Below are 20,901 nucleotides of genomic sequence, written 5' to 3' on the forward strand. Positions count from 1 at the left end.
CTGTATATTAGACATCAAGTTCAACTTGGTCACCTTTTTCTTGTAACCATTCTCGGCGATCTTCTGCTCGTTTCTTAGCCAGCAGCATATCCATTAATGCCATGGTTTCCTCTGCATTATCTAGTGATAACTGAACTAATCTACGAGTATTAGGATCCATCGTTGTTTCACGGAGTTGTAATGGATTCATTTCGCCTAAACCTTTAAAACGTTGTACATTCGGTTTACCCTTTTTACGTTTAAGCTGATCTAAAATCCCTTCTTTTTCTTCTTCATCAAGGGCATAATGCACTTCTTTACCCAAATCAATACGATAAAGCGGAGGCATAGCAACAAAGATATGCCCATGTTCAACCATCGCCCGAAAATGACGAACAAATAACGCACAAAGCAAAGTGGCAATATGTAATCCATCTGAGTCTGCATCAGCTAAAATACAGATTTTACCGTAGCGCAATTGACTTAAATCATCACTATCAGGGTCAATACCTATGGCAACCGAGATATCGTGGATTTCTTGTGAGCCTAATACCTCGTCTGATGATACTTCCCAAGTATTTAAAATTTTACCTTTTAATGGCATTATGGCTTGATATTCTCTATCTCGTGCCTGTTTGGCTGAACCACCTGCAGAATCACCTTCTACCAAAAATAGTTCAGTACGACTTAAATCCTGTGAAGAACAATCGGCCAATTTACCAGGTAAAGCAGGACCACTTGTGAGCTTTTTACGAATAACTTTTTTAGATGCTCGTAGGCGTTTTTGCGCACTTGAAATGACCATTTCAGCCAATAATTCTGCAATTTGCACATTTTGATTTAACCAAAGACTGAATGCATCTTTAACAATTGCCGAAACGAATGCAGCGCTTTGTCTTGATGAAAGGCGTTCTTTGGTTTGACCAGCAAATTGAGGTTCCTGCATTTTTACGGATAACACATATGCGCAGCGTTCCCAAATATCATCGGCGGTCAGCTTTAGGCCTCGAGGAAGTAAATTACGGAACTCGCAAAATTCGCGCATAGCATCAAGTAAACCTTGACGTAAACCATTAACATGAGTACCACCTTGTACAGTTGGAATCAAGTTAACGTAACTTTCAGTTAAAAGTTCCCCACCTTCTGGTAACCAGAGTAAGGCCCATTCGACTGCTTCTGTTTCACCGGTATGACTACCAGTAAATGGCTCTTCAGGTAATAGTGTGTAACCACTAACAGATTCCATTAAATAATCTTTTAGACCGTCCTGATAACACCAGCGTTGTTCAGTATTGTTAATTTTATCTTTGAAAATGATTTCTAACCCTGGGCAGAGTACCGCTTTTGCTTTAAGTAAATGAGTTAAGCGGGGTACAGAAAATCGTGGTGAATCAAAATACTTTTCATCAGGCCAAAAACGTACTTTTGTACCGGTATTTCGACGACCACATGTACCTATTACATGTAAATCCTCAACTTTATCACCATTTTCAAAAGCGATTTGATAAACTTGCCCATCACGATTTACAGTAACTTCTACACGCTTTGATAATGCATTAACAACGGAGATCCCAACACCATGCAAACCGCCTGAAAATTGATAATTTTTGTTGGAAAACTTACCTCCAGCATGTAAACGGCAAAGTAAAAGTTCAATAGCTGGTACACCTTCTTCAGGATGAATATCAACCGGCATACCTCGCCCGTCATCAATAACCTCAAGTGAATTATCTTCATAGAGTGTAACTTTAACTTGGCGGGCATGTCCTGCAATAGCTTCATCTACACTATTATCAATAACCTCTTGTCCCAAATGATTTGGGCGAGCAGTATCAGTATACATGCCTGGTCGATGGCGGACAGGATCGAGTCCTTTTAGGACTTCAATATCAACAGCATTATAAGTGGATTGTGACATAAGTTTTCTATTTATTCGAATAAATGGGCATATTATACCAATCTTTCTTTAAGATGCATGAAATTAAATTGATAATGAAAATCAAATTAAATTTTTAATTGATAATAATTCTTATTTTATTAATTTATTTTAAGTTAATTTCGATTTTAGCCTTTTTTCTGTTTTATAATCTTATCTATAGTATTATGATAAATACATCCCAAATAAAAAATAAGGGAATAGGATGAGCAAGTCAGAAAACAAAATAACTCGGCGTGATTTTTTGCAAAAATCACTAGCAATTGGTGGTGTGGCAGCACTAGCAAATAATTTGCAATTACCTTTTGCTTATGCAACATCTGAAACAAATCACGATAAAGCATTGATACCTAATCCCACTAATGATGAAAAGATTTTCTACAGCGCCTGTTTAGTGAATTGCGGTAGTCGCTGCCCACTAAAAGTCCATGTTAAAAACGATATTATTACTAAAATCTCATCCGAAGACGGTATTAATGATCCTATCTTCGGTCAACATCAAATTCGCCCATGTTTGCGGGGGCGAGCAGTACGCTGGCGAACTTACGATCCGGAGCGTTTAAAATACCCTATGGTGCGAATAGGTAAGCGTGGTGAAGGTAAATTTAAACGTATAAGCTGGGATGAAGCAATAACTTTATTGGCAGATAAACTTAAATACACCATTAATCGTTATGGCAATGAAGCTATTTATTGTCAATATGGAACAGGTACCACCGGCGCAAATATCGCCGGACGCAGTGCTTGTAGACGGTTTTTAAGTACTATCGGTGGTTATCTAAATTATCATGGCGATTACTCAAGTGGACAGATAACTGCTATTAAGCCTTATATTTATGGCAATGCTAAAGAGTCGCTCATTGATCAAATTAAACATTCAGATTTGGTTGTTATGTTTGGACATAATGTTGCTGAAACGCGAATGTCAGGCGGTGGGCAAGTAACGGAACTGTTTCATGCTTTAGCGCAAAGTAAAGCCAGAGTGATTATTATCGATCCTAGGCGTAGCGAAAGTGTGGTTGGCTATAATGCCGAGTGGATCCCGATTATTCCCGGTACCGATGCGGCGTTAGTTGCTGCAATTGGCTATGCTTTACTGGAAGAAGATAAAATTGATGAGGCAATGCTTAATCAATATTGTGTGGGTTGGAATGCTGACTCATTGCCGGATAGCGCACCCCCTTTTAGTGATTATAAATCTTATATTTTAGGTTTAGGTGATGATAGAACACCGAAAACGCCGGAGTGGGCAGCAAAAAAAACCGGTATCCCCGCTAAACAAATTCGTAAACTTGCCTTGGATATTGTTAACGCTAAAGCAGCATGGATTTCGCAAGGCTGGGGAGCACAACGTTGGCAAAATGGTGAGCATACTACAAGAGCAATTATGATATTGCCTATTATCACTGGTCAATTTGGTAAACCGGGCACCAATATTGGTACTTGGGGCGGAAGCGTGACTTATCCGGTTCCGGGGCTGAATTTATTAAATCCGATTAAAACCAGTATTCCATTTTTTTTATGGACTAAAGCAATCGAATCACCGCAAAGCATGACCGCAAAGAATGCTTATATACTTGGTAAAGATAAATTGGATGTCGGTATCAAGTTTATCTGGAGTTACGCCAGTAATGTAATTGGTAATCAGCATGCCGATCTCAATCGAACGCACCAAATTTTACAAGATGAATCTAAATGCGAATTTATCTTAGTGTGGGATACTCACATGACCGCATCAGCACGGTATGCCGATCTGTTATTACCGGATGTGTCATCTGTGGAAAGTAACGATTTAATTAATAATTCTTATGCATCCGGTGCTTACCATTATGTTATTCGTATGCAACGGGCTATTAAGCCACTTTGGGAAAATCGATCGTCTTATGATGTGTTAACTGAGTTATCAGAAAAAATGGGCGTTAAAGATAAATTTACTGAAGGGCGAACGCAAGATGAGTGGATAGCGTATAGCTATGAAAGAATGCGCAAGCAAAATCCTGATTTACCGCCTTTTGCTGACACTGACGGTAAGGGTATTGTCGATCGTAAGTTAGCGGATAGCGATGCGCAAATTGCCTTAAAAGCATTCCGGGATGATCCGATTAATCAGCCATTAAATACCCCGTCTGGCAAAATTGAAATTTATTCAGAAGCGCTGGCAAAAATAGCGGGTGAATGGGAGATTGAGCCGGACGATAAACTCTACCCAATTCCTGCTTATTTGCCTGCTATTGAAGGGAGCGAAGATCAACAAAAACGCGATAAATATCCGCTGCAAATGATTGGATTTCATATTAAAGGGCATTGTCACTCCTCTTATAGTAATCTTCCCCAACTACGAGAAGCTGTTGCCAGTAGCGTTTGGATTAACCCAATTGATGCTGAACAAAGACAAATTAAGCATGGGCAATTAGTTGAAGTATTTAATGATCGTGGTCGGCTTTATATTCCGGCTAAAGTAACGCCTCGTATATTACCGGGCGTGATCGCTATACCTCAAGGGCTATGGGCAAAAACTAATGCTGCTGGTGTGGATATTGGTGGTTGTATTAATCGTTTAACCTCATTGCGCCCGTCAGTGTTAGCGAAGTCAAATTCGCAGCATACTAATTTGGTTGAAATCAAACCATTATCAACTATGCCAGCGGCATCATAATTAAAAAGGGAGATGATTAAAATGCAATATGGATTCTTTATTGATTCTTCCAAATGTACCGGGTGTAAAACCTGTCAGTTGAGCTGTAAAGACGAAAAAGATAATGCGCTGGGCGTGCATTTTCGCCGAGTTTATGAGTATGGTGGTGGATCGTGGCAACAAGTGGATGGGATTTGGCAAAATGATACTTTTACTTATTATTTGTCAATCTCATGTAATCATTGTGAGCAACCAACTTGCGTGCAAGGTTGTCCAACTGGTGCGATGCATAAACGCCAACAAGACGGCTTAGTGGTTGTTAATCAAGATGTGTGTATTGGTTGCCGCTATTGCGAAATGCGCTGTCCATATGGTGCGCCACAGTTTGATCATCAAAAGCGGGTTATGTCAAAATGCGATGGTTGTTATGAGCGTGTAGCCGAAGGCTTAAAGCCTGTGTGCGTCGAATCTTGTCCGCAACGTGCTTTAGATTTTGACGAGATAGGGAAATTACGTGAGCGTCATGGTGATGAACGTAATATTGCCCCTTTGCCTAATGCAGAGTTGACTAAACCGAATATTGTTATCAAACCACATGCTTTGGCTAGAAGCTCAGGCGATACACAAGGAAAAGTGCTCAATCCGGAGGAGGTATAATATGCATGAATTACCATTGGTTTTTTTTACGGTATTTGGGCAATTATCTGCCGGAATGGTGCTGTTAAGCAGCTTATCTTGCTTAATGAATTGTTCACAAGCTAATCCCATTATTCGTCAAAAAATTAATCTGTTAGCGCTGGTTTTTATGGCTATTGGTATGCTGCTTGCCTCATTCCATTTAGGGCATCCTTTGCGGGCGTTAAATGTGATCTATGGGATTGGACGTTCGCCGATGAGTAATGAGATTTTCACTTTTGGTGTGGTATTTGGCGTTACATTCGCCTCAGTATTAATCCACTACTTTTCTCTCAATCCGGATAGCCAAAAACTGAAATTGATTAAACCGCTTTGTTTAAAGATTAATCGCTTTCCCTATATCAACCAGCTGATAGCCATCATCTTAATCCTACTGAGTTTAGTTTTTGTGTGGACGATTGTTTTAACTTACATGCTACCAACAGTGAAAACATGGGATACCAACTATACTGCAATTCAAATGTATACAGCGATGCTGGCGTTGGGTGGAATTGCTAGCGCAATGCTTGGGTTATATCGTTTAGGCAACGCAGCTTTTCTCATTGGTAGTGTATTGATTATATTATTAAAAATTCCCTATTATAATTTAATGACGACCATAAGCCCGGAGCTGGCTTGTGCGCAAGCAAGTTGGATGATTGCTGAGTGCATTTTAATCATAGTGGCACTACTATTGGTTGCTTTTAACATTTACCGCGCCAAACATCATGCAATAATTTATCTTACTGCTTTTGCTTGTGTGTTTATTGCTGAAGTTTGTGGCCGTATTGCCTTTTATAATTTATGGATGATACCGCTATAATTAACAATATAACTGACCGACAACAAGTAATGTCAATGAATAAAGAGAAAAGATTCGATAATCTCACTTGTGCTACCCTAGCAAAAGTACTGGGTGCTTTTTTTTATTATCCGCCTAATAGTCAAACCGTTGAACCGTTGCTTGAGGCTCTATTGCATATTGACCAACTGGCGGATTGGCAAAATCCAGAGCTCATTAGCCAGCAATGCCAGATATTGGCAACGCAAATCAGCCATGCCGATCTGGATTATCAATTCTCGTTATTGTTTGAAGGGCAAGGCAAAATGCCGGCCCCGCCTTGGGGATCTGTCTATTTGGATCAAGAAAAACTATTAATGGGGGAATCGCAAGAGCGCTATCGTCAATTTTTACAGCAGCATGGTTTAACGCTTAATACCGGTATGAATGAGCCGGAAGATCAGTTTGGTTTAATGTTAATGGCTTATGCGATATTGCTGGAAAAACAAAAAACGCAAGCGGCGAATCAACTGATTGATGAACACTTAATGACTTGGTCATCAGCTTATCTAGATCAATTAAAACATAATCAAGTTAGCCAATTTTATCGGGCATTAGCCGTGATGGCAGAGCAGTATTTACTTTTGTTGTAACGCTTTATTACCACAATTAATCAATTTAGTTAGATTAACCGTTTTGGATATGACACGATATTAGGTAAATTGACTTGATTGATTACACATGTAGCAGCATCAAATAAAAACGGTATTTATCCGCATTGCAGCTTTAACAAGATCAGGTATAATCCGCCCATTATAATTGAGGATAGATATATGTTAGCTTATATAAAACTGATGCGGTTAGATAAACCAATCGGCATTTTACTGCTACTTTGGCCGACTTTGTCAGCAATATGGCTTGCTGATCCCTATCCAACTGAAAAACTGGTTTTGATATTTACGCTAGGTGTCATTGTTATGCGATCCGCCGGTTGTGTTGTGAATGATTATGCTGATCGCCATTTTGATGCGCATGTAGAGCGAACTCAAAGCCGTCCGTTAGTGCAGGGTGAATTAACAGCAAAGAATGCTAAATGGACATTATTGATATTATTATTAATGGCCGCTTGTCTATTATTATTTTTAAACGCTTTGTCGTGGTTGATTGCTGGCTTTGCATTGTTAACTGCGATGATTTATCCGTTTATGAAACGTTATACTTATTTTCCACAAATAGTGTTGGGAATTGCATTTAGTTGGAGCATTCCAATGGTCTATGCGGCCACAATTGAACAGTTTCCGTTAACCTGTTGGTTATTGTGTTTGGCAAATATTTGTTGGACAGTTGCTTATGATACCGAATATGCCATGGTTGATCGAAATGATGATATCAAAATTGGCATTAAATCGACGGCTGTTTTGTTTGGTTACTATGATAAATTGTGGATAGGCATTCTACAGATAATAACATTGATTTGCTTGATAATTATTGGTCTCAATAATCATTTATCTTTTATTTATTATTGTGGATTATTGGTTGTGTCGTTACTGTTTATTTATCAACAATGGTTAATCAATGATCGTGATAGAACTCGATGCTTTAAAGCTTTTCAAAATAATAATTATGTTGGTTTTATGATGTTTCTAAGTATTTTTATTGTTTAAAAATTATTTGAAACAGTGATGCCAAAAATTGAAAATTCTCAAGCATAAAACAAAAAGGGATTTTTATAGTATTTGTCTAAAAATTCCCTTTTTAATAAAATAATGGCTTATTTTGTTAAAGTTAAACCCCGTTTATTCCTGTTCAGCTAAAGTGGCTTGCACAATTCGCAGTGCATCAAAGGTTTCTTTTACGTCATGAACTCGAATAATCTGCGCACCTTTCATGGCTGCAATTACTGCACAAGAAACGCTACCTAACATACGTTCTTTAGGCGAAACATTTAATACTTGTCCAATCATGGATTTGCGAGACATGCCAACTAATAGCGGTAAATGAAAGTGATGAAATTTTTCAAGTGTTGCTAGTAATCGATAATTGTGTGCCAATGTTTTACCAAACCCAAAACCCGGATCAAGAATAATTTTTTCTCGTTCAATTCCTGCGTTTATGCAACGATTGATATGATGAGCAAAAAATTGATCAACTTCTTGATAGATGTCTTGTTGATAATGCGGAGCATTTTGCATAGTTTGGGGATCGCCTTGCATATGCATAATGCAAACCGGTAATCCTGTTTGAGCTGCGGCTTCGACTGCTCCAGATTCTGTTAATGCTCGGATATCATTAATTAAATGTGCTCCTGCTTTTGCTGATTCAGTCATAACTTGAGGCTTAGAGGTATCAACCGAAATCCAAACATCAAAATAGCAAGCCACTTTTTCAACTAAAGGCACAACTCTATCTAATTCTTCTTCAACTGAGACAAAGGCTGCACCAGGACGAGTTGATTCGCCCCCTATATCAATAAATGTTGCGCCTGCTTGTATCATATTATCAACTCGACGCATGGCATCATCAAGATTGTTATAATTACCGCCATCAGAAAAAGAATCTGGCGTCATGTTTACGATACCCATTACCTGTGGAAAAGAGAGATCCATAATTTGATTGTTGAAACGAATTTCCATGATTATGCCTTATTTGAGTCACCTGCTTTTTGTTATCGCTAAGCTTTGTTATAAGCTAAACGATAGCAAAATCATTCAAGTTTATTACCTGTTTTGAAAATCACTTTTATTTTAGATTTATTTAAATTATCCGATAAAAAACGCGCCGTAGCGCGTTATAAAAATTAAAACAGATTAATCATCAGATTCAGGTGGTGTACCTTCATTCGGAACTTCTTGAGCTGCTATTTCATCACTGGCTGTCCAGCCTTCTGGTGGTGTGACTGGCTGGCGATTCATCAGTTCATCAATCTGTTGTTTATCAATTGTTTCATATTTCAGTAAAGCATCTTTCATTGCATGAAGAATATCAATATTTTCAGTTAGTGTTGTTTTAGCTCGTTGATAGTTTCGTTGAAGGATTGCATCAACTTCTTCATCAATAATTTTTGCTGTACCATCAGATATTTTTTTCATGATTCCATAAGAAGATTCTTCATATTCAAATAATGCAGGTGGTAAACGATCTGAGAAACCCCACTGTGTAACCATTGCTCTGGCTATGTTAGAAGCGTATCGTATATCACTAGATGCACCTGAGGTAATTTTATCTTCACCATAAATTAGGCCTTCGGCAATTCTTCCTGCATAAGCTGTAGATATTTTAGACTCTAACTGAGTACGGCTTTGACTAATTTGATCGCCTTCTGGTAAGAAGAAGGCTACACCTAATGCCCCTCCTCGAGGAATAATAGTTACTTTATGAAGCGGATCATGATCTGGCATTAAATAACCTACAATTGCATGTCCCGCTTCATGATAAGCTGTATTGGTTAATTGCTCTTTTGTCATGGATAACGAACGACGTTGAGTACCCATATCGATTTTATCTTTGGCCTCTTCAAACTCATCCATCGTGACTAAACGTTTATTACGACGCGCGGCAAATAGCGCAGCTTCATTAACTAAATTAGCTAATTGAGCACCGGAATAATTTGGTGTTCCGCGAGCTAATACTGCTAGATTAACATCAGAACCTAAAGGCACTTTACGTACATGTACTGCCAGAATTTGTTCACGGCTTTTTAAGTCCGGTAAATCAATTTGAACTTGACGGTCAAAACGACCCGGACGAAGTAATGCAGGATCGAGAATGTCCGCACGGTTTGTTGCTGCAATAATGATAATACCACTGTTAGCTTCAAAGCCATCCATTTCAACTAACATTTGGTTTAGAGTTTGTTCGCGTTCATCATGTCCGCCCATTGAGCCGGCACCACGTTTTCGACCAACAGCATCAATTTCATCAATAAAGATAATACATGGTGAATGTTTACGGGCTTGTTCAAAGAGGTCACGTACACGTGATGCGCCAACACCGACAAACATTTCAACAAAATCTGAACCTGAAATACTAAAGAAAGGCACGTTTGCTTCACCCGCAATGGCTCTAGCTAATAATGTTTTACCCGTACCCGGAGGTCCAACCATTAAAATCCCCTTAGGAATACGACCGCCTAATTTTTGGTATTTGCCAGGATCACGTAAAAAATCGACGACTTCTGTTACTTCTTGTTTAGCTTCTTCACTGCCTGCTACATCTGTAAATTTAGTCTTAACTTGGTCAGGCGTTAACATTTTGGCTTTACTTTTGCCTACCGACATTGGGCCACCTTTACCCCCGCCTTGCATTTGGCGCATAACAAAGAACCAAAAACCAAGTAATAAGATAATTGGAAACCAAGAAATCAAGATACTAACCAATAAGCTTGGTTTTTCATCTGGACTGCCGTAAACAGCAATATCATTAAGCACCAAGTTATCGACTAGTTTTTCATCAAGGTAAGGGATATAAGTAACATAATTACTACTACTTTTAGTTGTAGCAACAATTTCGCGACCATTAATATGTACTTCTTTGAGTTTGCCGCTCGTTACATCCGAATTAAATTTGGTATAATCGACTTGAGGACCGCTATTGGATAACGCGCTGAATTGGTTGAATACAGCAAACAATACTACCGCGATAACGCCCCAGATCAGTAAATTCTTTACCATGTCGTTCAAAAGAAAAACCTCTCATAAAATTAACAGTTACGACTAAAATTAACCAAGTATGGTACTACAAAATTGTACGGCTGGCTACTTCATCCCCATTGCTACAATATATACTTCTCGAGACCGTGCGCGCGAAGCTTCAGGCTTTCGAATTTTGACTGTTTTAAACAGCGATCTAACTGTTTTTAGATATTCTTCAAAGCCTTCGCCTTGGAATACTTTTACAATAAAACTCCCATTAGGTGCAAGAACGTCTTTACACATATCTAATGCAAGTTCAACTAAATACATAGCTCTTGGTATATCAACTGCAGGCTGTCCACTCATATTCGGAGCCATATCTGACATAACAACTTGTACTTTCTCTTCACCAACGCGCTCAAGTAAGGTATTTAATACGGCTTCATCCCTAAAGTCACCTTGCAAGAAATCAACGCCAACTATTGGATCCATCGGTAATAAATCACAAGCAATAATTCGTCCCTTATTACCGATGAGTGATGCAACATATTGCGACCATCCGCCCGGTGCTGCCCCTAAATCCACGACAGTAATTCCTGGTTTGAATAGTTTGTCACTTTTTTGTATTTCTTCTAATTTAAACCATGCTCTAGAACGTAGGCCTTTTTTTTGTGCTTGTTGTACAAAGCGATCTTTAAAATGTTCATTTAGCCAACGAGTAGAACTTGCTGAGCGTTTTTTGTTACTCACAGCGAATAAATCCTTAGTGTATAGAGGTTACTTCAATTGATTACAAATATATATAAGGGTAGAATAGCAAAATTGCAACTTAATGTGATAAAAAATTAATGAATTTATCGAATAAACAAAAACAGTACTTAAAAAGTGAAGCTCATCATTTAAAACCGATAGTGATGATTGGTGCTAATGGATTTACCGAAGGCGTTCTTGCCGAAATCGAAAATGCACTAAATTTCCATGAGTTAATTAAAATTAAAATCGCTGCCGAAGATCGTGAAACGAAAAAATTAATTTGTGAAGCTATTATCCGCGAAACAAATGCATTACCCGTTCAACAAGTCGGATCTATTTTTACGGTATTTAGACCTAGCGAAGATAAGAAAATTACTTTACCCAAATAAAAAAACAGGGCAATAGCCCTGTTTTTTATTGCAGTTGAGTTTTATTAGATATACTCAACTTTAACAATATCAAATTCAACATTACCGCCTGGTGTTTTGATTTGGACGGTATCACCATCTTCTTTACCAATAAGACCTCGAGCGATAGGTGAGTTAACCGAAATTAAATTTTGTTTATAATCTGCTTCATCATCGCCAACAATTCGATAAGTTGTTTCTTCATCGGTATCGATATTAATTACAGTCACTGTGGCACCAAAAATTATGCGTCCAGTATTTTTTACTTTGGTAATATCAATAATTTGCGCTTGAGATAATTTGCCTTCGATTTCTTGAATACGACCTTCACAAAAACCTTGTTGTTCTCTTGCTGCATGATATTCCGCGTTTTCTTTTAAATCTCCGTGCGCTCTGGCTTCTGCAATAGCAGCAGTAATTTGAGGTCTTTTAATATTTTTAAGTTCTTCAAGTTCTGCTCGTAATAATTCGGCTCCCCTTACTGTCATTGGGATCTGTTTCATCTCGATTTTTTCCTGTTTATATGGTCAATAAAAAAGAATTTTTCACCTTAATCAAAGGATGAAGATTAATTCCGTGAATTTGTTATTCTAAAGTCATAATTGGCTATATATTAACGTTAAAACTAGTTTAACAACAAATCATTTATATTAAAATCAAGTGCTATTTTACCCAAAATCAGGTATTGTTATATAAATTTTAATCCATTTTTATTACTATACTGCTTATTTATGAGACGGTTACGATCTTGTTTAATTTTGCTCTTTTCGATTATCTGGTTGTTAATTGTAGTTAGTTATTTTGCCTTGCAAACCAACTATGGAGCAAAAATACTGAGTCAACAATTATCAAAGCTTGGAACATACACTATTTCAATTGGTAAGATAAATCATTCATTAGTTAATTTTTATGAGTTAAGTATTGATAATTTATTGGTAATAAATGATAAGCAAGAAGTGACTAAAATTGGAAAGTTAACTATTGGTTTTGATAAGAAAAATTTATGGCAACTTCATCATTTTAATTATATTAATGTGATTGATGGTGAATTTAATGGTGTTGATATTACTAATTTTTCGGCTAATGTATTAAAGTTTTATAATTCTACAATAAATTTTTCGTTCAATGATGAGCAAGATTCTCTTTCTTTAAAAGGCGTTGATGGCCGTATTAAACCCTTTGATTTAAGTAGTAAAGAGCCATATCAATTTGATTTCACTTCACAAAAAGCATCATTTAATCAGATACCGATAAACAAAATCTTGTTACAAGGATATTATCGTGATGGGGTTACAGCAATCACCAATTTAGGCGGTAATATGGATAATGGTTTTTTTGTTAGTAAATTAAAAGTATTAGCCGATGGTAGCTTAGATATAGCCCAATTAAGATTAAATAATATCCGTTTTCAACCAGATGATTATACTGAATTAAATAAGTATTTGCCTAAATTTCCAAAGTTTAGGTTAGAAGAACTTTTAATTTTAGACAGTAATATTCAATTACCTAATTTAATTATTGCTAAGGGAAATTTTGAAATAACCAATATTAGCTATGATAATCAGTGGAATCTGAATGAAACTTCCTTTATTTTTAATGCAGATAATGTGGTTTGGTTTGATCAAATATATTCTTCTTTATTGCTTCAATTGTCTTTTAAAGATAATGAAATTGATATCAAAAAAGCGGTTGCTCGATGGCATAACGGTGATGTTCATTTAGATGGTAGTTGGAAAAATAATTCATTACATTTGAATAAGTTATTGTTGACAGGCATCAGTTATGAATTATCTGATGAAGCAAAACAACCGTTATTACCAGATATATTTAATCGTGTTGACGTTGATCAGTTAATCATATTGCAAAGTATGTTAACCAGTATTAAATCTGATTATCCTTTTAACATTGCAAACTTTGATGTTTCGGGGAAAAATGTGAGCTTAGTTGAAGACAACAAATTGGGGTTATATTCAGGCTCACTATTTCTTAAAGCTAATAATGCTTCAGTTAATAAAGTAAGTATTAAATATCCTAGTGTGTCGGTAGATATTGATCTTCAGCATCGCACATTATTAAGTTTTAATGCATTAGTTAATGGCGGAATAATTGACTCAACTGCAATAATTAATCCTTTGCATTCTGAATTTGAATCATTTCACCTCATTAGCAAAGGTACCACAAGTGAGCTGCTTAATCGATGGAAGTTAGTACAGAATCCTCCAGAGTCGTTAAATTATCGAGCTGATTTGCGCGGTAAGATAGCTCCATTTAGTTTATCTGGAATTTTTTCGACAGGTGGCAATGATTATTCAATTCATCCACAACATTGATTTTAATAAAACGATACTTATATTAGTTATAAATGTATTAAGTCTTAAACGAGGAAACAATGCATCTCGTCAGATTAGATAAATGGTTATGGGCCGCGCGGTTTTATAAAACGCGTTCCATTGCTCGTGAAATGATTGAAGGTGGAAAAGTTCATTATAATGGCCAACGAGCAAAGCCAAGCAAAATAGTTGAAGTTGGGGCGATGATAGTGCTTAGGCAAGGTAATGAGCAAAAGACAATTCGAGTTTTAGCCATTAATGACCAGCGTAGAACCGCAAGAGAAGCGGAATATCTTTACCAAGAAACCCCAGAGAGCATTGAAAAACGTGAAAATATTGCTCAGGCAAGAAAACTTAATGCATTAGCCATGCCGCATCCGGACCGGCGACCTGATAAAAAAGAGCGGCGTACATTAATTAAATTTAAATATGAAAGACAACAAGGCAATTAATATGGATACTTTAAATCGGTTTTTATTTGATAATCATCCTGTTCGAGGGGAAATCACGCGACTTGAAAAAACATACCAATCTATTTTAGAAAACCATAATTATCCTATTCCAGTACAGAATTTATTAGGTGAATTATTAGTAGCCACCAGTTTATTAACCGCTACATTGAAATTCGATGGTGATATTGCTGTGCAATTACAGGGGGATGGGCCATTAACATTAGCAGTGGTAAATGGCAATAATCTACAAGAATTACGTGGTGTTGCGCGAGTAAATGGTGAAATTGCCGATAATGCTACTCTTAGGGAGATGGTTGGCAACGGTTACATTGTAATTACCATCACGCCTAAAAAAGGCGAACGTTATCAAGGCATCGTTGGATTAGAAAAAGAAACGCTAACTGGCTGTATTGAAAATTATTTTATGCAGTCTGAACAACTGCCTACTCGTTTATTCGTTAAAACTGGAGTGCATAATAACACACCGATGGCTGCAGGGATTTTATTGCAAGTGTTACCTGCAAATGAAAATACTCAAGAGTCATTTGAGCTTCTAAGCACATTAACTGAAACCATCACTAGCCAAGAGTTGTTTCAACTTCCTACTGATGAAATTTTATATCGTCTTTATAATCAAGAAGAAGTTCGCTTATTTGAAACTCAACAAATTGTATTTAAATGTGGTTGTTCACGACAACGTTGTGAAGATAGTTTAATGACATTACCAGCCAAGGAAATTGATGAGATTCTTAATGAAGACGATGGCAAAATTGACATTCATTGTGATTATTGTGGAAAACATTATCTGTTTGATGCGATAGATATTGCTGAATTGAGAAATAAGAAAAATAACAATTATCATTGATGCAAATAAAAGGTGCCACTAAAATTATTAAAACTTTAGTGGCAAAGTGAAATATAGGGAATTAAACCCTCATTTAATTTAGCAGAATTAAGCTTCCTTACCAACCTATATTATCGGTATTATGTAACTCTTTTGTAAAGGATTTTTACAAAAAAAATATTTAATTACATATCTCATTGTTTTGTAAATTTATCATTTAAATAAATTAACATTACCGTTCAATAATATGTATATTTTCAATAACGGCTAAGCAGCCTATCACCTTCCATTTAATATTAAAATGATATAGTGAGATTGCATAAGTTTGCTCATGGTTGTTTTTTTGTTTATAAGCTGGTCTTGGATCTTGAGATATTACTTGTTCAATTAATTCGGTTAGTTGTGGATAATCTTGTTGGGATTCAATAAATAATTTAGCGTTAGCTGAGAATGAAACTTCAAGTTTATGTTCAGGGAGCATTTGAGCGTAACCCGCTTTCGCATCAGGATGGCTATCACAGTAAGGTAAGTAGGGTTTTATATCAATTATAGGTGTGCCATCTACGAGATCTAATCCCCCTAACTTCAAAATCACCTGATTTTTTTCAACAATAATATCTATTAATTCAACAACTGAAAGACCAATATTATTAGGTCTATATGGAGATCTTGTTGCAAATACGCCTAAACTTTTGTTTCCTCCTAAACGAGGTGGACGTACCGTTAATCTCCTCTTGGTTGGCTCAATATGGTGGAAATGAAATAAAAGCCATAGATGAGAAAACTGTTCTAATCCTTTGACACTGATAGGATTGTTATATGGTGTAAGTAAATGTAGTTCACCTTGAGCAGCTTTGACCAGATTGGGTTGACGAGGCACTGCAAATTTTTCAACATAAGGTGACTGGATGATACCAATTGGTTCAAATTGATATGTCATTGTTGATTCTTTATTTAATTATTTTAATGATTTCCGTCGACGAATGCCGACGGAATATAATAAATTATAGCTTGCTAATTTACCAACCACGAATTGCGCCACCATTAAAAATTTGGTCAGCTTTTTGCGCTACTGCATCAGTTTGGTAAGCTTTAACAAAGTTTTTTACATTTTCATTATCTTTATCCGCTTCACGCGATACGATAATGTTAACATATGGAGACTCTTTATCTTCAACAAAAATACCATCTTTGCTTGGTGTTAAATTTGCTTGTCCAGCAAATGCATTGTTAATAATAGCAAGATCGACTTGCGAATCATCTAGCGAACGAGGTAGCATCGGAGCTTCTAGTTCGATAATTTTATATTCATATGGGTTACTTGTGATATCAAGTACAGTTGGCAATAAACCTTTTGTCTTATCAACAGTAATTAAACCTTCATGTTGTAATAAAAGTAATGCACGACCTAAATTTGTAGGGTCATTAGGAATGGCAATTGTTGATTTAGCTGGAATAAAGAACGTTTCGCCTCGAGGTGAGGTTACTTTTACACCTTCCCCAGTTTCACTGTTATTCTCAATCGGTTTTAATTTGTGTGAGTAACTTGCAATAGGGTAAACAAATGAGTTACCAACAACAGTTAATTTATAACCTCTTTCTTTGATTTGTTCATCTAAATATGGTTTATGTTGAAAAGCGTTAATATCAATTAATCCATCATTTAATGCTTGATTTGGAGTAACGTAATCATTAAAAATCACAAGTTCAACATCAAGATTATAAAGGCTTTTAGCTTGTTGTTTGGCTACTTCTGCTACTTCTTGTTCAGGACCTGAAATTACACCAACTTTAATAGTACTTACTTTTGCTGGTTCTGCTGGTTTGTTATCAGTTACAGACGATTGTTTATTATCACAACCTGTTAAAAAAAATGCACTTACCAAAGTAGTGGCTAGTGCTAGCTGTTTAATTGACATAATTTTCTCCAAAATTAATGATGAGTAACATACCTTACAATCCTATTGCCAATAGCTTGGATTAGGAATACTAATATAACTAATAAAATAACAACTGTATTCATTATAGCGGGTTTGTAACTATTATAGCCATATTGAATAGCCAATTGCCCTAAGCCTCCAGCTCCAACAGCTCCACTGAGTGCAATATAGCCTGTTAATGTTATCAGTGTTATTGTCATGCTATTAATAATAATAGGTAGAGATTCGGGAATAAGAACTTTATATATAATCTGTAATGGTGTGGCTCCCATTGAACGAGCAGCTTCAATTAAACCTTTAGGAATATCCAGTAAAGCATTTTCAATCATTTTTGCAATTAAAGGTGCAACACCTACACTAAGCGGAACAATAACACCTTGTCTACCTAAAAAGGTGGCTTGGCCGGTTATAATGTCCATTACTTCTACTGTGAAAGGTTTTATCCATAAAATTAATATAATAAAAGGAATTGCTCGAAATATATTTGTGAGAAAAGAGAATGTAAAATTTACAATGTCATTTTCAAGTATGTTACCTTTTCGGGTGACATACAACAATATACCTAATGGTAATCCAATTAACGTTCCATAAAAACCTGATAACAACACCATATAAATAGTATCATCGGTTGCTTGTGCCATTTTGAATAGCATTGCTTCACTAAAACCATTAAATGAAGAACAAAAGGTAACAAAATCTTCCCAGAAACCATGTTGAGCTAAATAGCGAAAAATCGATTCAAATGGTTTAAATGAAGGAATAAAATCAAACATAGCCTAAAACCTCAACTTTAGTATTATTTTTTTCTAGAAACGCAATTGCTGATGCAGTACTTTTCTGTTTTCCTTTCATTTCAGTTAACATCAAACCAAATTTAACGCCACCCGCATAATCCATCTGAGCGCTGATAATATTACTATCAACTTCGAATTCTTTAGCTATTTGAGACAGTAAAGGTAAATCTACCGATACACCAGAAAATTCCAAACGAACAAGTGGATTAAGTCCTTCTTTATGTACTGGTGTTAGTCTAGCTAAATAATCATCTGGAATAGTAAGGTGTAATGTTGATTGAATGAATTGCCTTGCAATATCTGTTTTAGCATGCGAAAACATTTCACCGACTGAAGATTGTTCAACTAATTCTCCGTTACTAATAACTGCTACTTGGTCGCAAATCTGTTTAACAACATCCATTTCATGAGTGATTAATAAAATGGTTAAACCTAGTTTTTGGTTGATATCTTTTAATAATGCTAAAATAGAACGTGTTGTTTCAGGGTCAAGGGCACTGGTTGCTTCATCACATAATAATACTTTAGGATCACTTGCTAACGCTCTAGCAATAGCGACGCGTTGTTTTTGTCCACCCGATAAATTAGCTGGATAGACATCAGCCTTTTCACTTAAACCTACAAGTTCAATAAGCTCATTTACTTTTTGCTTGATTACCTTTTTAGGTGTTTTATTTAGTTCAAGTGGAAAAGCAATGTTATCGAATACAGTTCTAGATGATAACAAATTAAAATGCTGAAAAATCATGCTAATCTTTCGGCGTACTTCAATTAATTTTCGATTAGATAAATGGGTGATATCTTGGTTGTCAAAAAATATTTTTCCACTGGTTGGTTTTTCTAATAGATTGACACAACGTATTAATGTGCTTTTACCTGCGCCTGACTTGCCAATAACACCATAAATTTTACCTTGAGGAACATTTAATGAAATGTCCTTTAAAGCATGGATAGTGGTTTTATTGTGCTCAAAATTTTTTGAGATGTGTTCAAGTTTTATCATGATATATACTAATAAAAAGGAATGGATAAATATTAAGACGTCTAGACATCTATGTCAATCGATAATATCCTATATAAAGCTAGATAGACACCTCTATAAAAGGAAGATGATTAAACATGAAGCCTGCTATATTTTTAGATCGAGATGGTACAATTAATATAGATTACAATTATGTACACACTATTGATAAATTCCACTTTATTGATGGTGTAATTGATGCAATGCGAGAACTCAAAGAAATGGGTTTTTTACTTGTTATTACAACTAACCAATCTGGTATTGCGAGAAACATATTTACTGACGAGCAATTCAATACCTTAACAGAATGGATGGATTGGTCATTACAAGACCGAGGTGTTGACATTGATGGTGTTTATTATTGCCCACATGATCCTCTGGTTGATGACTGTGAATGCCGAAAACCAAATCCCGGTATGATACAAACAGCAGCGAAAGAGTTAAAAATTGATATTGCCAACTCTTATATGGTCGGTGACCGAGTGTCTGATTTATTGTCGGGGAAAAAGGCCGGAGTTAAAAAAACGGTTTTGGTGAAAACCGGTGATGCCATTACTGAAGAAGCATTAGCGCAAGCTGATTGGGTAATTGATAGCTTGGCGGATTTACCCAATAAAATAAAAGCAGAGTCATAATTTTCTAAAAATACTATTGTTATACGGCATTTAAAATTAGTGCCGTATAATTTTCACGATAAGAGGTGATAATATTAACCCCAAAAATAGTGCATTAATAAAGTTCACCACACTTTGACCAAAGGTATGAATAGTATTGGCGAAAAAAAGAGAAAAACAACTTAAAAAAATCAAAAACACTGTCCCCCAATATAGAAAGCTAATTTTATTTGTCTTATCAACCAAGATCGGTAATCTGAAAATAAAGAGACATATTAAACTAAATCCTATCAAAGTACTTCCATGTTGGAGTAATTGGTAGATAGGAATATTAGTATTTTTTAATGAAATTGTCTGTTGTAAAAAAGGTAGGTGCTGTACAAAAAAGCCCGTTAAGTGGGTAAAACTATCCCAACCTAAATGAGATAGTGCGCCAATTAATGCAGAAGTTATGACAATAAACCAGTGATGGTAGCAATATTCACTCCAATTAAAATTTAGATAATGAGCAAATCGTTTATAAAGAAAATGGGGCAAATTCTTGATCAATTCATTACGAATAATAAAGTGAAAGATAAAAGCAACCATTAATGTTATTGGTAGATCAAAATAAAAGATACCTAATAAAGTATGGCTCATATCACTTTTTATTTTCATTCTAAGAAAATATTCAAAGTCAGGTGACATACTACCTATAATTAAGGTTGTCATGGAAAAAAATTTAGGCTTTTTGTAAAAAGGTAAAACAATTGCTGGATGTGCAAAAGTGAAAGGCATAAAAAATCCACTTAAAAAGTTAGACTGAAATAGAAAAAAAGCAATTATATAATCAATAGTAAATTAAAGAAAGTTTGTAAAATTTGTATAGAATTAGTTTATTTTCACAGCGCTATGTGTAAAAAAAACACAAACGGAAATAAATTTGCAATAATCGCTTGCATGATTTTTCTAAGGCTCTATAATGCGCATCCACTGACACGGCGTCAGCGAAAGCAGGCGATAATGAAGTTGGTGAACAAGATCAAATTTTTTAAAAAAAGATCTTGACGAATAAAAAGGTGTAGCGTAGTATACGCAGCCCTTGAGACAGCAAACTGAAGCAAGAAATC

The 20,901-nt window shown here is 36.0% G+C and carries 19 protein-coding genes and 1 pseudogene; 10 read left to right on the top strand and 10 right to left on the bottom strand.

Annotation, left to right across the window (positions count from 1 at the left end):
• Positions 1 to 7: 7 nt before the first annotated feature.
• Positions 8 to 1,897, bottom strand: a complete 1,890-nt coding sequence (gene parE / locus J3U16_RS10970; protein WP_065733711.1) for a DNA topoisomerase IV subunit B — start codon at positions 1,895 to 1,897, stop codon at positions 8 to 10.
• Between the two features lie 223 nt (positions 1,898 to 2,120).
• Here parE and J3U16_RS10975 point away from each other — a divergent pair, with 223 nt between their 5' ends.
• The 5 genes from J3U16_RS10975 (at position 2,121) to ubiA (ending at position 7,670) form a co-directional block, all read left to right on the top strand.
• Positions 2,121 to 4,571, top strand: a complete 2,451-nt coding sequence (locus J3U16_RS10975) for a DMSO/selenate family reductase complex A subunit (RefSeq protein ID WP_267331110.1) — start codon at positions 2,121 to 2,123, stop codon at positions 4,569 to 4,571.
• Between the two features lie 21 nt (positions 4,572 to 4,592).
• Positions 4,593 to 5,207, top strand: a complete 615-nt coding sequence (locus tag J3U16_RS10980; RefSeq protein ID WP_267343381.1) for a DMSO/selenate family reductase complex B subunit — start codon at positions 4,593 to 4,595, stop codon at positions 5,205 to 5,207.
• 1 nt (position 5,208) lies between these two features.
• On the top strand, positions 5,209 to 6,048 hold the full coding sequence (locus J3U16_RS10985; protein WP_267331112.1) for a dimethyl sulfoxide reductase anchor subunit family protein: 840 nt from the start codon (positions 5,209 to 5,211) through the stop codon (positions 6,046 to 6,048).
• Positions 6,049 to 6,083: 35 nt separating this feature from the next.
• A complete protein-coding gene (locus J3U16_RS10990) occupies positions 6,084 to 6,659 on the top strand; it encodes a TorD/DmsD family molecular chaperone (RefSeq protein WP_065733715.1) in 576 nt (191 codons plus the stop codon).
• 180 nt (positions 6,660 to 6,839) lie between these two features.
• Complete coding sequence (ubiA, locus tag J3U16_RS10995; RefSeq protein WP_065733716.1) at positions 6,840 to 7,670, top strand: 4-hydroxybenzoate octaprenyltransferase; 831 nt, start codon at positions 6,840 to 6,842, stop codon at positions 7,668 to 7,670.
• A 132-nt stretch (positions 7,671 to 7,802) separates the two neighbouring features.
• On the opposite strand, the gene folP is transcribed toward ubiA, so the two are convergent.
• The 3 genes and pseudogenes from folP to rlmE form a co-directional block, all read right to left on the bottom strand.
• A complete protein-coding gene (gene folP, locus J3U16_RS11000; RefSeq protein ID WP_267331113.1) occupies positions 7,803 to 8,639 on the bottom strand; it encodes a dihydropteroate synthase in 837 nt (278 codons plus the stop codon).
• Between the two features lie 192 nt (positions 8,640 to 8,831).
• A pseudogene (ftsH, locus tag J3U16_RS11005) lies at positions 8,832 to 10,685 on the bottom strand (ATP-dependent zinc metalloprotease FtsH); the annotation flags it as partial.
• Positions 10,686 to 10,760: 75 nt separating this feature from the next.
• A complete protein-coding gene (gene rlmE / locus J3U16_RS11010) occupies positions 10,761 to 11,387 on the bottom strand; it encodes a 23S rRNA (uridine(2552)-2'-O)-methyltransferase RlmE (protein ID WP_065562809.1) in 627 nt (208 codons plus the stop codon).
• Between the two features lie 98 nt (positions 11,388 to 11,485).
• Here rlmE and yhbY point away from each other — a divergent pair, with 98 nt between their 5' ends.
• On the top strand, positions 11,486 to 11,779 hold the full coding sequence (yhbY, locus tag J3U16_RS11015) for a ribosome assembly RNA-binding protein YhbY (protein ID WP_065562810.1): 294 nt from the start codon (positions 11,486 to 11,488) through the stop codon (positions 11,777 to 11,779).
• Positions 11,780 to 11,823: 44 nt separating this feature from the next.
• Here yhbY and greA read toward each other — a convergent pair whose 3' ends face one another.
• Entirely contained in the window at positions 11,824 to 12,300 is a 477-nt protein-coding gene (gene greA, locus J3U16_RS11020) for a transcription elongation factor GreA (protein WP_065562811.1), read from the bottom strand.
• Positions 12,301 to 12,576: 276 nt separating this feature from the next.
• Between greA and J3U16_RS11025 the strand changes: the two genes are divergently transcribed.
• Genes J3U16_RS11025 through hslO form a run of 3 tightly spaced genes read left to right on the top strand, consistent with a single transcriptional unit; the run spans position 12,577 to position 15,444 of the window.
• Entirely contained in the window at positions 12,577 to 14,127 is a 1,551-nt protein-coding gene (locus tag J3U16_RS11025) for a hypothetical protein (RefSeq protein ID WP_267343051.1), read from the top strand.
• 59 nt (positions 14,128 to 14,186) lie between these two features.
• On the top strand, positions 14,187 to 14,579 hold the full coding sequence (gene hslR, locus J3U16_RS11030) for a ribosome-associated heat shock protein Hsp15 (RefSeq protein WP_065733720.1): 393 nt from the start codon (positions 14,187 to 14,189) through the stop codon (positions 14,577 to 14,579).
• Entirely contained in the window at positions 14,557 to 15,444 is an 888-nt protein-coding gene (gene hslO, locus J3U16_RS11035; protein ID WP_065733721.1) for an Hsp33 family molecular chaperone HslO, read from the top strand. The genes hslR and hslO overlap by 23 nt, the downstream gene beginning before the upstream one ends.
• A 211-nt stretch (positions 15,445 to 15,655) precedes the next feature.
• Here the strand turns inward: hslO and tsaA are convergent, their stop codons facing one another.
• The 4 genes from tsaA to metN all read right to left on the bottom strand — a co-directional run bounded on the left by tsaA (position 15,656) and on the right by metN (position 19,160).
• On the bottom strand, positions 15,656 to 16,363 hold the full coding sequence (tsaA, locus tag J3U16_RS11040) for a tRNA (N6-threonylcarbamoyladenosine(37)-N6)-methyltransferase TrmO (RefSeq protein WP_267331115.1): 708 nt from the start codon (positions 16,361 to 16,363) through the stop codon (positions 15,656 to 15,658).
• Between the two features lie 79 nt (positions 16,364 to 16,442).
• Complete coding sequence (metQ, locus tag J3U16_RS11045; protein WP_065733723.1) at positions 16,443 to 17,342, bottom strand: methionine ABC transporter substrate-binding lipoprotein MetQ; 900 nt, start codon at positions 17,340 to 17,342, stop codon at positions 16,443 to 16,445.
• A gap of 14 nt (positions 17,343 to 17,356) precedes the next feature.
• Entirely contained in the window at positions 17,357 to 18,016 is a 660-nt protein-coding gene (locus tag J3U16_RS11050) for a methionine ABC transporter permease (protein ID WP_065562822.1), read from the bottom strand.
• A gap of 112 nt (positions 18,017 to 18,128) precedes the next feature.
• Positions 18,129 to 19,160 carry a methionine ABC transporter ATP-binding protein MetN gene (metN, locus tag J3U16_RS11055; RefSeq protein WP_065562817.1) on the bottom strand — a complete coding sequence of 344 codons (1,032 nt, stop codon included), beginning with the start codon at positions 19,158 to 19,160 and terminating at the stop codon, positions 18,129 to 18,131.
• 116 nt (positions 19,161 to 19,276) lie between these two features.
• Between metN and gmhB the strand changes: the two genes are divergently transcribed.
• Positions 19,277 to 19,813 carry a D-glycero-beta-D-manno-heptose 1,7-bisphosphate 7-phosphatase gene (gmhB, locus tag J3U16_RS11060; RefSeq protein WP_065562818.1) on the top strand — a complete coding sequence of 179 codons (537 nt, stop codon included), beginning with the start codon at positions 19,277 to 19,279 and terminating at the stop codon, positions 19,811 to 19,813.
• A 36-nt stretch (positions 19,814 to 19,849) separates the two neighbouring features.
• Here the strand turns inward: gmhB and J3U16_RS11065 are convergent, their stop codons facing one another.
• On the bottom strand, positions 19,850 to 20,569 hold the full coding sequence (locus J3U16_RS11065; RefSeq protein ID WP_267331116.1) for a DUF4184 family protein: 720 nt from the start codon (positions 20,567 to 20,569) through the stop codon (positions 19,850 to 19,852).
• Between the last annotated feature and the right edge of the window lie 332 nt (positions 20,570 to 20,901).

The sequence above is a fragment of the Gilliamella sp. B3023 genome (genome assembly GCF_026536845.1).
GTDB lineage: Bacteria > Pseudomonadota > Gammaproteobacteria > Enterobacterales > Orbaceae > Gilliamella > Gilliamella apicola_E.

Excerpts from the sequence above, each read along its gene's own strand:
- gmhB (WP_065562818.1), top strand. The coding sequence starts at position 19,277 with ATGAAGCCTGCTATATTTTTAGATCGAGATGGTACAATTAATATAGAT.
- hslO (WP_065733721.1), top strand. The coding sequence starts at position 14,557 with ATGAAAGACAACAAGGCAATTAATATGGATACTTTAAATCGGTTTTTA.
- ubiA (WP_065733716.1), top strand. The coding sequence starts at position 6,840 with ATGTTAGCTTATATAAAACTGATGCGGTTAGATAAACCAATCGGCATT.
- J3U16_RS11050 (WP_065562822.1), bottom strand. The coding sequence starts at position 18,016 with ATGCTATTCAAAATGGCACAAGCAACCGATGATACTATTTATATGGTG.
- metQ (WP_065733723.1), bottom strand. The coding sequence starts at position 17,342 with ATGTCAATTAAACAGCTAGCACTAGCCACTACTTTGGTAAGTGCATTT.
- parE (WP_065733711.1), bottom strand. The coding sequence starts at position 1,897 with ATGTCACAATCCACTTATAATGCTGTTGATATTGAAGTCCTAAAAGGA.
- hslR (WP_065733720.1), top strand. The coding sequence starts at position 14,187 with ATGCATCTCGTCAGATTAGATAAATGGTTATGGGCCGCGCGGTTTTAT.
- metN (WP_065562817.1), bottom strand. The coding sequence starts at position 19,160 with ATGATAAAACTTGAACACATCTCAAAAAATTTTGAGCACAATAAAACC.
- J3U16_RS10980 (WP_267343381.1), top strand. The coding sequence starts at position 4,593 with ATGCAATATGGATTCTTTATTGATTCTTCCAAATGTACCGGGTGTAAA.
- folP (WP_267331113.1), bottom strand. The coding sequence starts at position 8,639 with ATGGAAATTCGTTTCAACAATCAAATTATGGATCTCTCTTTTCCACAG.
- yhbY (WP_065562810.1), top strand. The coding sequence starts at position 11,486 with ATGAATTTATCGAATAAACAAAAACAGTACTTAAAAAGTGAAGCTCAT.
- J3U16_RS10985 (WP_267331112.1), top strand. The coding sequence starts at position 5,209 with ATGCATGAATTACCATTGGTTTTTTTTACGGTATTTGGGCAATTATCT.
- tsaA (WP_267331115.1), bottom strand. The coding sequence starts at position 16,363 with ATGACATATCAATTTGAACCAATTGGTATCATCCAGTCACCTTATGTT.
- greA (WP_065562811.1), bottom strand. The coding sequence starts at position 12,300 with ATGAAACAGATCCCAATGACAGTAAGGGGAGCCGAATTATTACGAGCA.
- J3U16_RS11065 (WP_267331116.1), bottom strand. The coding sequence starts at position 20,569 with ATGCCTTTCACTTTTGCACATCCAGCAATTGTTTTACCTTTTTACAAA.
- J3U16_RS10975 (WP_267331110.1), top strand. The coding sequence starts at position 2,121 with ATGAGCAAGTCAGAAAACAAAATAACTCGGCGTGATTTTTTGCAAAAA.
- J3U16_RS10990 (WP_065733715.1), top strand. The coding sequence starts at position 6,084 with ATGAATAAAGAGAAAAGATTCGATAATCTCACTTGTGCTACCCTAGCA.